This is a genomic window from Streptomyces sp. NPDC031111 (genome assembly GCF_055570675.1).
Genome location: NZ_JBVIGS010000002.1, coordinates 446,481 through 459,538, shown reverse-complemented (window position 1 = coordinate 459,538; position 13,058 = coordinate 446,481). Strand labels below are relative to the sequence as shown.

Sequence of the window (13,058 nt, the reverse complement as noted above, 5' to 3'; positions counted from 1 at the left end):
CGGGGATGGAATTGACGTTTCAAAACCAATCGGTCACATATGGGCGATACGGTCACTGTCATGCCTGCCGACACCGTCTCCGTCACGGGGTGGGGCCGCACCGCTCCCACCGCCGCCCGGCTGATCCGCCCCCGGACGTACGAGGAGGCCGCCCGCGCCGTCCGGGACTGCGGGGCCCGCGGAGGCATCGCGCGGGGGCTGGGACGGGCGTACGGGGACGCGGCGCAGAACGCGGGCGGTGCCGTGCTCGACATGACGGGCCTGGACCGCGTCCACGCGATCGACGCCGACGGCGGCACCGTGCTGTGCGACGCGGGCGTCTCCCTGCACCGGCTGATGGAGGTGCTGCTGCCGCTCGGCTGGTTCGTGCCGGTCACGCCCGGCACCCGCTATGTGACCGTGGGCGGGGCGATCGGCGCCGACATCCACGGCAAGAACCACCATGTGTCCGGCTCCTTCTCCCGCCACGTCCTGTCCCTGGAGCTGCTCACCGCCGACGGGCAGGTCCGTACGGTCGTGCCGGGCACACCGCTGTTCGAGGCGACCGCGGGCGGGATGGGACTCACTGGGGTGATCCTCACCGCGACGGTCCGGCTCCAACCGGTCGAGACCTCGCTGATGTCGGTCGACACCGAACGCGCGAGCGACCTCGACGACCTGATGGCCCGCCTCGCCGACACCGACCACCGCTACCGCTACTCGGTCGCCTGGATCGACCTGCTGGCCCGCGGCAGGGCCACCGGCCGCGCGGTGCTCACGCGCGGCGACCACGCGCCCCTGGACGCGCTGCCCCCGGGCGCCCGCGCACGCGCGGAGCCGCTCTCCTTCCGCACCCCCCGCCTCCCCGCCGCCCCGTCCTTCCTCCCCGGGGGCCTGCTCAGCCGCACCACGGTGGGGCTGTTCAACGAGCTCTGGTACCGCAAGGCGCCCCGCGCGCGGACCGGGCAGCTCCAGCGGATCCCCGCGTTCTTCCACCCCTTGGACGGCGTGCCCCACTGGAACCGGGTCTACGGCCGGGGCGGCTTCGTGCAGTACCAGTTCGTCGTCGGGCACGGCCGGGAGGACGCCCTGCGCCGGATCGTGCGCCGGATCTCCGAACGCCGCTGCCCGTCCTTCCTCGCCGTCCTCAAGCGGTTCGGCGAGGCCGACCCCGGCTGGCTGTCCTTCCCGGTGCCGGGCTGGACCCTGGCCCTGGACATCCCGGCGGCGCTGCCCGGACTCGGCGGCTTCCTCGACGAGCTCGACGAGGAGGTCGCCGGCGCCGGCGGGCGCGTCTACCTCGCCAAGGACTCCCGACTGCGCCCGGAGCTGCTCGCGGCGATGTACCCCCGCCTGGAGGACTTCCGGTCGCTGCGCGCCGAACTGGACCCGCGCGGGGTGTTCGTCTCCGACCTGGCGCGCCGCCTCCACCTCTAGGCACCCCTCTAGGAGCTGTCATGAAGGACGCCTTCGGCCTCCCCCAGTCCCTGCTCGTCCTCGGCGGCACGTCCGAGATCGCGCTGGCCACCGCGCGGCGGCTGATCGCCCGCCGCACCCGCACCGTGTGGCTGGCCGGTCGTCCCTCCCCCGGTCTGGACGAAGCCGCCGAGCGGCTGCGCGAGCTCGGCGCCGAGGTGCGCACCGTCGCCTTCGACGCCCTCGACCCCGCGGCCCACGAGGACGCCCTCGGCAAGGTCTTCGCCGAGGGCGACGTCGACATGGTGCTGCTCGCCTTCGGCACTCTGGGCGACCAGGCGCACGACGAGCGGGACCCGGGGGCCGCGGTGCGCGTCGCGCAGACCAACTACACCGGCGCGGTCTCAGCCGGCCTGGTGTGCGCGGGCGCGCTCCAGGCGCAGGGACACGGCTCGCTGGTGGTGCTGTCCTCCGTCGCGGGCGAGCGGGCCCGCCGCGCGAACTTCATCTACGGCTCCAGCAAGGCCGGCCTGGACGCCTTCACGCAGGGCCTCGGCGACGCGCTGTACGGCACGGGCGTGCACGTCATGGTCGTACGCCCCGGGTTCGTCCGTACGCGGATGACCGCCGGGCTGCCCGAGGCGCCGCTGGCGACCACGCCGGAGGCGGTCGCGGCGGCCGTCGAGCTGGGGCTGCGGCGCCGCTCGGAGACGGTGTGGGTGCCGGGCGCGCTGCGGGTGGTGATGTCGGCGCTGCGGCATCTGCCGCGGGCGGTGTTCCGGCGGCTGCCGGTCTGAGGGCCGGAGGGCAGCTGGCTCAGTGGGCGGAGACGGATCCCCGGTCCACGCTCCCGGCCTGCGGGGGTACCACCGCCGAGCCGAAGGGGAACTCGCGCAGTTTGCGCCACACCCCGTCGGCGCCCTGCTCGTAGAGCGCGAAGCCGGTGCAGGGCCACTCGGCCTCGTAGTCGGCGAGCTCCTCGAAGGCGCGGTCCATGGCCGCCTCCTCGATGCCGTGCGCCACGGTGACATGCGGGTGGTAGGGGAACTGAAGCTCGCGGGCGACGGGGCCGGAGGCGTCGCGCACCCGCTGCTGGAGCCAGGCGCAGGCCTCGCCGCCGTCGACCACCCGCACGTACACCACCGGCGACAGCGGCCGGAAGGTGCCCGTGCCGCACAGCCGCATCGGGAACGGCCGGCCGGCCGCGGCGACCTCACCCAGGTGCGCCTCGACGGCCGGCACGTCGGTGTCGTCGACCTCGGTCGGCGGCAGCAGGGTGACGTGCGTGGGGATGCCGTGAGCCGCGGCGTCGCCGAAGCCCGCGCGCAGCTGCTGAAGCCGGCTGCCGTGAGGCTCCGGGACCGCGATCGACACGCCGATCGTTACGGTCCCCACGTCGTCTCCTGTCGTTGTGGTGGTGAAGCTCCGGTGAGCGCCGGGTGACCGCCGGAACGGTCACCCGGATATCGACTGTACGACCACGACCCGGATGCGGGCAGGCGCAACCGGAGTGATGTGCAGCGCTGTGCGGTGGTACGGACCGGGACCGTGGGCCGGTTCAGCGCCGGTCCCGTGCCCGGCGGGCCGGTGTCGGGCTGGTCAGTGCTTGGCGGGCAGGAAGCCGACCCGCTCGTACGCCCGGGAGAGGGTCTCCGCGGCGACGGCACGCGCCTTCTCCGCGCCCTTGGCCAGGATCGAGTCGAGCGTCTCGGGGTCGTCCAGGTACTGCTGGGTGCGCTCCTTGAACGGGGTCACGAACTCGACCATGACCTCGGCGAGGTCCGTCTTCAGCGCACCGTAGCCCTTGCCTGCGTACTTCTCCTCCAGTTCGGGGATGTCCGCTCCGGTGAGGGTCGAGTAGATCGTGAGCAGGTTGCTCACACCGGGCTTCTCCACCACGTCGTAGCGGATCACCGTGTCGGTGTCGGTGACCGCGCTCTTCACCTTCTTGGCGGTGGCCTTCGGCTCGTCGAGGAGGTTGATGAGGCCCTTCGGCGTGGACGCCGACTTGCTCATCTTGATCGACGGGTCCTGGAGGTCGTAGATCTTCGCCGTCTCCTTGAGGATGTACGGCTTCGGGACGGTGAAGGTCTGGCCGAACCGGCCGTTGAAACGGTCGGCCAGGTCGCGCGTGAGCTCGATGTGCTGGCGCTGGTCCTCGCCCACCGGCACCTCGTGGGCCTGGTAGAGCAGGATGTCCGCGACCTGGAGGATCGGGTACGTGAACAGGCCGACGGAGGCGCGGTCGGCGCCCTGCTTGGCGGACTTGTCCTTGAACTGGGTCATGCGGGAGGCCTCGCCGAAGCCGGTGAGGCAGTTCATGACCCAGGCGAGCTGGGCGTGCTCGGGCACATGGCTCTGCACGAAGAGCGTGCAGCGGTCCGGGTCCAGTCCGGCGGCCAGCAGCTGGGCGGTGGCGAGCCGGGTGTTGGCGCGCAGCGCCTCCGGGTCCTGCGGGATCGTGATCGCGTGCAGGTCGACGACCATGTAGAACGCGTCGTGGGTCTCCTGGAGGGCCACCCACTGGCGGACGGCGCCGAGGTAGTTGCCGAGGTGGAACGAGCCTGCCGTGGGCTGGATTCCGGAGAGCACGCGGGGTCGGTCAGTCGCCATGCTCACCATTCTCTCAGGTCCCGCGGGGCGGTCCGGAACCGACCGGAAACAGGTGGGAACCGATCCCGGCCCGGCGGTGTAACAAAGACGTGAGGACGCGGGAGGGGGGCCGCATCGTCGATGAGGCCGCGGTGATCGCACGCGTACGCGCCGGGGAGCCGGAGGCGTACGCGGAGCTGGTGCGGGCCCATACGGGCATCGCGCTCAGGGCGGCCGCCGCGCTCGGGGCGGGGGCGGACGCGGAGGACGTGGTGCAGCAGGCGTTCGTGAAGGCGTACTGCGCGCTGGGCCGGTTCCGGGACGGCATGGCCTTCCGGCCCTGGCTGCTGTCGATCGTGGCCAATGAGACGAGGAACACAGTGCGCGCTGCCGTGCGCCGGAACACCCTCGCCGACCGTGAGGCGGCGTTCGTGCGGGCGGAGCCGGTGATACCGGAGTCGGCGGACCCGGCGGTCGCGACGCTGGAGACGGAGCGCCGCGGGGCGCTGATGGCCGCCCTGGAGAAGCTGAGCGAGGAGCATCGGCTGGTCGTCACCTACCGCTATCTGCTGGAGATGGACGAGCGGGAGACCTCCCAGGCCCTGGGCTGGCCCCGGGGCACGGTGAAGTCCCGGCTGAACCGCGCCCTGGGCAAGCTGGAGCGCCTGCTGCCGGACTTCCGGCCCCGGGAAGGGGGTGGGACGCGTGGGTGAGCGGCACGACGGGGAGGCGGACCGGCTGCGGGAGGAGCTGCGGGCGCTGGGGCGGTCGCTGGACGGGGCGGACGCGGCGGCGGGGTCCGAGTCGATGGTGGAGCGGGTGCTCGGGCAGATACTGACCGAGCGGGTGCCCGTTCCGGTGGCGGAGCCGGTGGGCGCCGGGGAGCGGTTGCGGGCGGCGCGGCGCTGGACGCGGGCGCGGTGGCGGTCGCTGGGCGCGGCCCTGTGCGGTCTGCTGACCGTACTGGCGCTGACGCCTCCGGTGCGGGCGGCGGTGACCGACTGGTTCGGCTTCGGCGGGGTCGAGGTGCGGTACGACCCGTCGGCGGTTCCCTCGCCGGGCGCGCGGGTTCCGGACTGCGGGCGGTCGGTGTCGCTCGGCGAGGCGGAGCGGCGGGCCGGGTTCGCGCCGCTGGTGCCGGAGGTGCTGGGCGCTCCGGACGCGGTGTCGGTGAGCGGGCTGCCGCGGGGGCGGTCGCTGGTGAGCCTGTGCTGGCGGGAGGCGGGGCGGACGATCCGGCTGGACGAGTTCCCGGCCCGATTGGACGTCACCTTCGTCAAGAGCGTGCGCGAGCAGCCGGAGTGGCTGTCGCTGGGCGAGGACGGCGATGAGGGTGGGATTACCGACCCGGCCCTGTGGTTCCCGCGGCCGCACGTGCTGGGCTTCTGGCTGGTGGACGCGGACGGTCACCGGTTCACCCGGAAGGAGCGCACGGCGGGACCGACGCTGCTGTGGCCGCACCGCGGTGGGCCCACGGCGGGAGTGACGCTGCGGCTGGAGGGCGTGGCGTCGAAGGCACGGGCGCTGGAGATCGCGGAGGCGGTCGAGGAGGCGGGCGGCCGGTAGCCGGGGTCCCCGACTCGTGGAATTCGTGGTGCGCCGACCGGGAACCCCGGCGGGCCGAGCGGTGTACCAGAGATGACAGGCGGCTCGTGGGCGGGTCGCAGGGGGATCGACCGGCCGAGTGGGGGTCCGGATGCGCGGTGGGAAGGGCAGGGTTCGACAACTGACGGCGGGGTTGGGCGCGTTGGCGGCGACGCTGGCCCTGGTGCTGTGGGGAGCGTCGCCGGCCTCCGCCGGGGGGCCGACGAGTGTGCTGGTGGTCTCGCCGGAGAGCGAGGAGACCGCCTCGCTGTACTACTCCGACGCGGAGTACGGCGAGCTGGAGCGGCTGCTCGGCCCGCCCGGCAAGGGCACCCGGGACAAGCCGCCGGAGGCCGACCTGGCCTCGGTCCGGTTGGTCAATGTGTCGTGGATGCTGCACGACGTGACGCCCTGGCGTGTGGACCGGGTCTTCCTCGGTGAGGTGGGCGAGGACGTGTGGATACACACGGCGGCACACCTCACGGAGTCGCCGAACGGCGTCTGGCACCGGGCCGCATACCCCTCGGACGTGCACAAGTTCCTGTTCGAGCTGGGCGTGATGGGCAAGACATCGGGCTCGGGATCGGCATCCGGGATCTACCCGGAGATCTACCCGGCACCGTGGGAGACGGAGCAGGCCGACTCCGGGACGGAGGAGGAGGCGGCTGCGGCGGCCCCGGAGCCCGGCGCCGCGCGGGTGACGGGCGACGACACCGACTGGTGGTGGGCGATACCGGGGGTGGCGGCCGGAGCGGTGCTGGCCCTGGTGCTGCGTCCCCATGTGACGCGGTGGCCGCCGGTCCGCCGGCGGAAGGACGATCCCGGACCGAGGCAGGAGTTGCTGGACGCCTGACGGCGGGGCGCGGCGGCCCGGCACATGGCCGGACCGCCGTGGGAGCGCCGGAGCGGGGCTCCTCAGCCGAGGTCGATCTCCGGGTAGAGCGGGAAGCCGGCGACGAGGTCGGTGGCGCGGCGGGAGATCTCGTCGGCGACCTTCTCGTCGAGGACGTGGGCCGCCTTGGAGGGAGCGCCGGACTTGGTGGTGCCGGGCTCGGTCGTCGTCAGAACCCGGTCGATCAGGCCCGCGACCTCGTCCATCTCCGCCGTGCCCAGGCCGCGCGTGGTCAGCGCGGGGGTGCCGATGCGGATGCCCGAGGTGTACCAGGCGCCGTTGGGGTCGGACGGGATGGCGTTGCGGTTGGTGACGATGCCGGAGTCGAGGAGAGCCGCCTCGGCCTGGCGGCCGGTGAGGCCGTAGGAGGTGGCGACGTCGATCAGGTTGAGGTGGTTGTCGGTGCCGCCGGTGACCAGGGTGGCGCCGCGGCGCATCAGGCCCTCGGCGAGGGCGCGGGAGTTGTCGACGATGCGCTGGGCGTAGTCCCGGAAGGCGGGCTGCCGGGCCTCGGCGAGGGCGACGGCCTTGGCGGCCATGACGTGCGGGAGCGGGCCGCCGAGGACCATCGGGCAGCCGCGGTCGACCTGGTCCTTGAGGGAGTCGTCGCACAGCACCATGCCGCCGCGCGGGCCGCGCAGCGACTTGTGGGTGGTGGTGGTGACGATCTGGGCGTGCGGGACCGGGTCGAAGTCGCCGGTGAGGACCTTGCCGGCGACGAGACCGGCGAAGTGGGCCATGTCGACCATGAGGGTCGCGCCGACCTCGTCGGCGATCTCCCGCATGATCCGGAAGTTCACCAGACGCGGGTAGGCGGAGTAGCCGGCGACGATGATCAGCGGCTTGAACTCGCGGGCGGAGGCACGCAGGGCCTCGTAGTCGATCAGCCCGGTCGCCGGGTCGGTGCCGTAGGAGCGCTGGTCGAACATCTTGCCGGAGATGTTGGGGCGGAAGCCATGGGTGAGGTGGCCGCCGGCGTCCAGGGACATGCCGAGCATGCGCTGGTTGCCGAAGGCGCGGCGCAGTTCGGCCCAGTCCTCCTCGGAGAGGTCGTTGACCTGGCGGGCACCGGCCTTCTCCAGGGCGGGCAGCTCGACCCGCTGGGCAAGGACGGACCAGAAGGCCACCAGGTTGGCGTCGATGCCGGAGTGCGGCTGGACATAGGCGTGACGGGCGCCGAAGAGCTCCTTGGCGTGCTCGGCGGCGAGCGACTCGACGGTGTCGACGTTGCGGCAGCCGGCGTAGAAGCGGCGGCCGATGGTGCCCTCGGCGTACTTGTCGCTGAACCAGTTGCCCATCGCGAGGAGGGTGGCCGGGGAGGCGTAGTTCTCGGAGGCGATCAGCTTGAGCATCTCGCGCTGGTCGGCGACCTCCTGGCCGATCGCGTCGGCGACGCGCGGCTCGACGGCGCGGATCACGTCGAGGGCGGAACGGAAGGCGGTGGAAGCGGGGGTGAGTTCTGCGGACACGGGGACCTCCGGACGTGGTCGTGGCGTTCGGGTCGGCCCAGGCGCACGGCACATGTTTCCGGACCCGAAGGGTCCGGGGCCGCTTCCTGATGGTTGCTCCATCCCAGCGCGCCAGTCACGGCCCGTCACCAGCCTAGCGGGTGGTGCGTTGGCACTGGCGTCGGCGTCCATCATGCGGGCGGCAGCGTCTGCGTGGTGTTGTCCGTCGCGGACTGCGGGTGCGTGGGGGGCTGGTCGCGCAGTTCCCCGCGCCCCTTCCGGGGCGCTCACCTTGAGCCCTGTTTAAAGGATCACGTGGGGGAGGAAGCGGGCGTACTCGTCCGTTACCAGGCCCGAGGACTCGCGGATGCCCAGGCCCGCCGACTCGTTCTCCACCACCCAGGTGCCGAGGACCACGTGGTTGTCGTCGAAGGTCGGCAGGGGGGCGAGCTGCTGGTAGCAGCAGGGTTCGTCGCGGAGGACGGGGGCGGAGCCGGGCTCGTGGATCGTCACGCCGGCGCCCTCGCGGCCGAGGAGGGGCTTGGCGACCCAGCCGGTGGTGTCCGCGAGCTCCCGCGGGCCGTCGAGGTAGGCGGGGAGGAGGTTGGGGTGACCCGGATGGAGCTCCCACAGGATCGCCAGCAGCGCCTTGTTGCTGAGCAGCATCTTCCAGGCGGGTTCGATCCACAGGGTGGTGCCGGTGCCGCCGCCGTTGTCGAGGGTGTCGAGGACGTGGCCGGCGAAGCGGTCGGTGGTGAGCCACTCCCAGGGGTAGAGCTTGAAGATGCTGCGGATGAACCGGAGCCCGTTGTCGACGAAGCGGCCGGAGAGGCGGTCCCAGCCGATCTCCTCCATGGAGATCCAGTCGGTGTCGAGGCCGGCCTGTTCGGCGGTCTCCTTGAGATAGGCGACGGTCATGAGGTCCTCGCCGAGTTCGTCGGCGGAGGAGTGGGCGAAGTACAGGGGGCTGCCCGGCGGGAGAAGGGCGGCCTGCTTCTTCCAGGCGTCGACGAGGCGTTCGTGGAGGGAGTTCCACTGGTCGGCGCCGGGGAAGCGCTCCTCCATCCAGAACCACTGGGGGGAAGCGGCCTCCACCAGGGAGGTGGGGGTGTCGGCGTTGTACTCCAGGAGCTTGGCCGGGCCGGTGCCGTCGTAGCGGAGGTCGAAGCGGCCGTAGACGGAGGGGAGTTCGGCACGCCGGTGCCAGGCCTCGGCGACCACGCGGGCGATCCGCGGGTCGGTGATGCCGAGGTCGGCGAAGCGGTCGGCGGTGACGATGTGCTCGGCGGCGGCGAGGCACATCGCGTGCAGTTCCTCGACGACCTCCTCCAGCGCCTCGACCTCGTCCAGGGAGAAGACGTAGTAGGCGCTCTCGTCCCAGTAGGGGCGCAGGGAGCCGTCGGGGTAGCGGGTCAGGGGGTAAATGAGTCCCTGTTCCTCGACGGTCTCCTGCCAGCCGGGGCGGGGCTCTGTCGTACGCCGTTCCATGGCCGGCTCAGCCGCCGCCGCTGCCGGAACCCGAGCAGCCGAAGCCGCCCCGGTCGACGGCCTCGCTGCGGCTGAAGGTGCCGTAGTCGGCGTAGCCGTTGCTGACGTCGGCGTCGTAGTACCAGTCGGCGTTGGCCCGGGACTTGCCGCCCTTGCCGAGCGAACCGGAGGTCGTTCCGGAGGACTTGCAGTTCTTGTCGGCGACGACCTTGTAGCCGTTGGCGTAGTCGTAGCTGTCCCGGTCCACGCACCGCCGGTCCGGGTCGGACCCGCAGGAGGTCAGCGCCGCCGCCAAGACGCCCATCCCGCCGAGCACCACCGTGCTGGACCGCAACCGCCGCCGTGTCTCCGCCATGCTCTCCGCTCCCCCTCGCACCGCCCGGGGTTTCTCTCCCGGCTCGCGGCGGACAGCCTAGAGACCACTCGGGCGGCGCGCCCAGGGGCCCCCTGCCGTTGGCGCTTCCCCGCCGTCCATTTGTGACTCTTGGCGCGGAATGCCGACTTGGCGCGTCAGGGCAGCGCCCTGCACAGGGCGTCCAGGGTGCTCGCCCAGGCGTGGTCCGGTGGGGTGCCGTAGCCGACGACGAGGGCGTCACCGGCGGTGGTCGCGGCGGTGGGGTGGCGGTAGCGGGAGAGCCCGTGGACGGCGAGGTTCTGCCAGGTGGCGGCGCGGACGACGGACTGCTCGGTGCCGGGCGGGAGCCGGAGGACCGCGTGCAGTCCGGCCGCGATGCCGGTGACCCGGACCTCGGGCGCCCGCTCGGCGAGGGCCCGGACCAGCGCGTCGCGGCGGCGCCGGTAGCGCAGCCGGGCGGCGCGGACGTGGCGGTCGTAGGCGCCGGAGGTGAGGAACTCGGCGAGGGTGAGCTGTTCGAGGACGCTCACCGACCGGCCGCCGCCGTGCGCGACGGCCTCCGGGACCACGGACGGGGGCAGGACCATCCAGCCGAGGCGGAGTCCGGGGGCGAGGGACTTGCTGGCCGTGCCGAGGTGGACCACATGGTCGGGGTCGAGGTTCTGGAGCGCGCCGACGGACTGGCGGTCGTAGCGGAACTCGCCGTCGTAGTCGTCCTCCAGGATCAGTCCGCCGGTGCGGCGGGCCCAGTCGACGACGGCGGCGCGGCGCTCGGGCGGCAGGGCGCCGCCGAGGGGGAACTGGTGGGCCGGGCTGAGCAGCACCGCGTCGGCGTCGCCCGGGTCCTGTGCGCGGGTGCCGAGGGCGTCGAAGGGGAGCGGGGTGGTGGTCAGTCCGGCGCGGGCGGCCAGGTCCCAGTGGACGTCGAGTCCGTAGGACTCCACGGCGAGGGTGCGGGCGCCGCGGGCGTGCAGGACCTCGCAGAGCAGTTGGAGGCCCTGGGCGAAGCCCGAGCAGACGACGATGCGTTCGGGGTCGGCGCGGACGCCCCGCGCCCGGGCGAGGTAGTCCGCGAGGGCCGTGCGCAGTTCGGGGCGGCCGCGCGGGTCGCCGTAGCCGAGGGCTTCGTGGGGTGCGGCGGCGAGGGCGCGGCGGGTGGCCTTGAGCCATTCGGCGCGGGGGAAGGAAGAGAGGTCGGGGGTGCCGGGGACGAGGTCGTACGACAGCCGGCCCGGGGCTCGGCGCGGGGCGGGCCGGCCGGCCGACGGGCCGGGGACCGCGCGGTCGGCGACCCGGGTGCCGGAGCCCTGGCGGGCGGTGAGCCAGCCCTCGGCGATCAGGTCGCCGTAGGCGTCGGCGACGGTGTTGCGGGCGATGCCCAGATCGGCGGCGAGGGAGCGGGAGGAGGGCAGCCGGGCACCGGGAGCGAGCCGGCCGGTGCGGACGGCCTCGCGGAGGGCGTCGGTCAGTCCGCGGCGCAGTCCGGGACCGGTCGGTTCGAGGTGGAGGTCAATGCCGAAAGTGGCCCAGCGTTCTGCCATGGAAATGGACCATACTCCTGGGCTGCCTCGCTCCTAGGGTCGAGGCATGACCACCACGGAAACGACCACGACGACCACCACGACCGCCAACGCGACCGAGCTGCCCGTACGGCTGGAGTGGGCCGAGCACGCGCCCGAGGTCTACAAGGCGATGATCCGGCTGGACGCGGCCGCCCGGAGGGGCCTCGACCCCAAGCTGCTGGAGCTGGTGAAGATCCGCGCCTCGCAGATCAACCACTGCGCCTTCTGCCTGGACATGCACTCCAAGGACGCGCTCGCGGCGGGCGAGAGCGTCGAGCGGATCATCCAGCTCAGCGCCTGGGAGGAGTCGCGGCACTTCTACACGGAGAAGGAGCTCGCGGCGATCGAGCTGACGGAGGCCGTCACCGTCCTCACGGACGGGTTCGTGCCCGACGAGGTGTACGAGCGGGCCGCCAAGCAGTTCGAGGAGGCGGAGCTGGCGCAGCTGATCGCCGCGATCACGGTGATCAACGCCTGGAACCGGTTCGGCGTGACCTGCCGCAAGACCCCGGGCCACTACACGCCGGGGCAGCACGGGTGACGGCCCGCACCACACACCTGGACGCCGGGGTGCGCGAGGCGATGCGGGCGCTGGGCGCCGCCGCCAAGCGGGGCCTCGGCGATCCGGCCCTCGCCGAACTGGTGCAGGTCCGGGCCTCCCAGCTCAATCACTGCGCGTTCTGCCTCGACATGCATCTCGCGCTCGCCCGCGAGCACGGCGTGAGTGAACGGCAGCTCGACCTGCTGGACGCGTGGGAGGAGGCGGAGGACGTCTTCGACGAACGTGAGCGGGCCGCGCTGGCGCTGACCGAGGCGGTGACCGTGCTGACGGCCGGATTCGTGCCCGACGAGCTCCACGAGCGGGCGGCGCGGCACTTCGACGCCGCCCGGCTCGCCCACCTCCTCGCCCTGATCACGGTGATCAACAGTTGGAACCGATTGATGGTGAGCCGGCGGATCCCGGCGGGAAGCCTGGAATGGTGACCGAAGCACAGGCAACCACATCACAGCGGACCAAAGCGCAGACGTTCCGCGCGCTGCACCGCCGGCCGGACCCGGCCGACCCCCTGATCCTGCCCGGCCCCTGGGACGCGGCCGCCGCCCGTGCCCTCGTGGACGCCGGTTTCCCCGCGCTGGCCACGCCCAGCGCGGGGGTCGCCGCCTCGCTCGGGTACGAGGACGGTGAGACACCGGCGGACGAGATGTTCGCGGCGGTGGCCCGGATCGTACGGGCGGTGGACGTGCCGGTGTCGGCGGATGTCGAGGACGGATACGGGCTCGCGCCGAAGGAGCTGGTCGAGCGGCTGCTGGAGACCGGCGCCGTCGGCTGCAACCTGGAGGACTCCAGCGAGGGCGTCCTGAAGGACCCGCACGCGCACGCCGAGTGGCTGGGCGAGGTGCGGGCGGCGGCGGGCGACCGGCTGTTCGTCAACGCGCGCGTCGACACGTTCATCCGGGGCGTCCACGACCCCGAACGGACGATCGAGCGCGCCGCGTTGTACGTCGCCGCGGGCGCGGACTGCGTGTATCCGATCGCCGCCCCGCCCGACGTACTGCCGCTGCTGCGGGCCGGTATCGAGGGACCGATCAACGTGTTCGCACCGCTGGACGGCGAGGACCCCACGCACACCGAGCTCGCGGAACTCGGTGAACGGGGGGCCACCCGCATCACCTTCGGGCCGGGCTTGCAGCGCGGGGCGACCCGGGCGCTGCGCGACCTCGCGGCCGGTCTCCGGAAGTGA

The 13,058-nt window shown here is 72.9% G+C and carries 14 protein-coding genes and 1 riboswitch; of the genes, 8 read left to right on the top strand and 6 right to left on the bottom strand.

Going from position 1 to position 13,058, the window contains the following annotated elements:
- Nucleotides 1-60 precede the first annotated feature (60 nt).
- A complete protein-coding gene (locus tag ACZ470_RS05810; protein WP_468424740.1) occupies nucleotides 61-1,416 on the top strand; it encodes an FAD-binding protein in 1,356 nt (451 codons plus the stop codon).
- 20 nt (nucleotides 1,417-1,436) lie between these two features.
- Nucleotides 1,437-2,192: a decaprenylphospho-beta-D-erythro-pentofuranosid-2-ulose 2-reductase gene (locus ACZ470_RS05805; protein ID WP_468424738.1), complete on the top strand. Its 756-nt coding sequence runs from the start codon at nucleotides 1,437-1,439 to the stop codon at nucleotides 2,190-2,192.
- A 19-nt stretch (nucleotides 2,193-2,211) separates the two neighbouring features.
- Here ACZ470_RS05805 and ACZ470_RS05800 read toward each other — a convergent pair whose 3' ends face one another.
- Both ACZ470_RS05800 and trpS read right to left on the bottom strand, forming a co-directional pair.
- Nucleotides 2,212-2,790, bottom strand: a complete 579-nt coding sequence (locus ACZ470_RS05800; RefSeq protein WP_468424737.1) for a 2'-5' RNA ligase family protein — start codon at nucleotides 2,788-2,790, stop codon at nucleotides 2,212-2,214.
- Nucleotides 2,791-2,994: 204 nt separating this feature from the next.
- Nucleotides 2,995-3,987, bottom strand: a complete 993-nt coding sequence (gene trpS, locus ACZ470_RS05795; RefSeq protein ID WP_468425190.1) for a tryptophan--tRNA ligase — start codon at nucleotides 3,985-3,987, stop codon at nucleotides 2,995-2,997.
- 152 nt (nucleotides 3,988-4,139) lie between these two features.
- On the opposite strand from trpS, the gene ACZ470_RS05790 reads away from it, so the two are divergent.
- From ACZ470_RS05790 to ACZ470_RS05780, 3 genes are all read left to right on the top strand, one after another.
- Nucleotides 4,140-4,700, top strand: coding sequence for an RNA polymerase sigma factor (locus ACZ470_RS05790; protein ID WP_468424735.1), 561 nt, complete (start codon nucleotides 4,140-4,142; stop codon nucleotides 4,698-4,700).
- Nucleotides 4,693-5,553, top strand: a complete 861-nt coding sequence (locus ACZ470_RS05785) for a hypothetical protein (protein ID WP_468424733.1) — start codon at nucleotides 4,693-4,695, stop codon at nucleotides 5,551-5,553. Before ACZ470_RS05790 ends, ACZ470_RS05785 begins: the two co-directional genes overlap by 8 nt.
- 130 nt (nucleotides 5,554-5,683) lie before the next feature.
- Nucleotides 5,684-6,424, top strand: coding sequence for a hypothetical protein (locus ACZ470_RS05780; protein WP_468424731.1), 741 nt, complete (start codon nucleotides 5,684-5,686; stop codon nucleotides 6,422-6,424).
- A 62-nt stretch (nucleotides 6,425-6,486) separates the two neighbouring features.
- Here ACZ470_RS05780 and ACZ470_RS05775 read toward each other — a convergent pair whose 3' ends face one another.
- The 4 genes from ACZ470_RS05775 to pdxR form a co-directional block, all read right to left on the bottom strand.
- A complete protein-coding gene (locus ACZ470_RS05775; RefSeq protein ID WP_468424729.1) occupies nucleotides 6,487-7,932 on the bottom strand; it encodes a glycine hydroxymethyltransferase in 1,446 nt (481 codons plus the stop codon).
- A 28-nt stretch (nucleotides 7,933-7,960) separates the two neighbouring features.
- A riboswitch (ZMP/ZTP riboswitch) is annotated at nucleotides 7,961-8,061 on the bottom strand.
- Nucleotides 8,062-8,214: 153 nt separating this feature from the next.
- Nucleotides 8,215-9,399 carry a glutathionylspermidine synthase family protein gene (locus tag ACZ470_RS05770; RefSeq protein WP_468424728.1) on the bottom strand — a complete coding sequence of 395 codons (1,185 nt, stop codon included), beginning with the start codon at nucleotides 9,397-9,399 and terminating at the stop codon, nucleotides 8,215-8,217.
- 7 nt (nucleotides 9,400-9,406) lie between these two features.
- Nucleotides 9,407-9,754: a hypothetical protein gene (locus ACZ470_RS05765; RefSeq protein WP_468424726.1), complete on the bottom strand. Its 348-nt coding sequence runs from the start codon at nucleotides 9,752-9,754 to the stop codon at nucleotides 9,407-9,409.
- A gap of 155 nt (nucleotides 9,755-9,909) precedes the next feature.
- The gene (gene pdxR / locus ACZ470_RS05760; protein ID WP_468424724.1) at nucleotides 9,910-11,295 is read right to left on the bottom strand and encodes a MocR-like pyridoxine biosynthesis transcription factor PdxR; all 1,386 of its coding nucleotides are present in this window, start codon (nucleotides 11,293-11,295) and stop codon (nucleotides 9,910-9,912) included.
- A 46-nt stretch (nucleotides 11,296-11,341) separates the two neighbouring features.
- On the opposite strand from pdxR, the gene ACZ470_RS05755 reads away from it, so the two are divergent.
- The 3 genes from ACZ470_RS05755 to ACZ470_RS05745 are packed head-to-tail and all read left to right on the top strand — an operon-like array spanning nucleotide 11,342 to nucleotide 13,058.
- Nucleotides 11,342-11,857, top strand: coding sequence for a carboxymuconolactone decarboxylase family protein (locus ACZ470_RS05755; protein ID WP_468424722.1), 516 nt, complete (start codon nucleotides 11,342-11,344; stop codon nucleotides 11,855-11,857).
- The gene (locus tag ACZ470_RS05750) at nucleotides 11,854-12,300 is read left to right on the top strand and encodes a carboxymuconolactone decarboxylase family protein (RefSeq protein WP_468424720.1); all 447 of its coding nucleotides are present in this window, start codon (nucleotides 11,854-11,856) and stop codon (nucleotides 12,298-12,300) included. Before ACZ470_RS05755 ends, ACZ470_RS05750 begins: the two co-directional genes overlap by 4 nt.
- Nucleotides 12,294-13,058, top strand: coding sequence for an isocitrate lyase/PEP mutase family protein (locus ACZ470_RS05745; protein WP_468424718.1), 765 nt, complete (start codon nucleotides 12,294-12,296; stop codon nucleotides 13,056-13,058). Before ACZ470_RS05750 ends, ACZ470_RS05745 begins: the two co-directional genes overlap by 7 nt.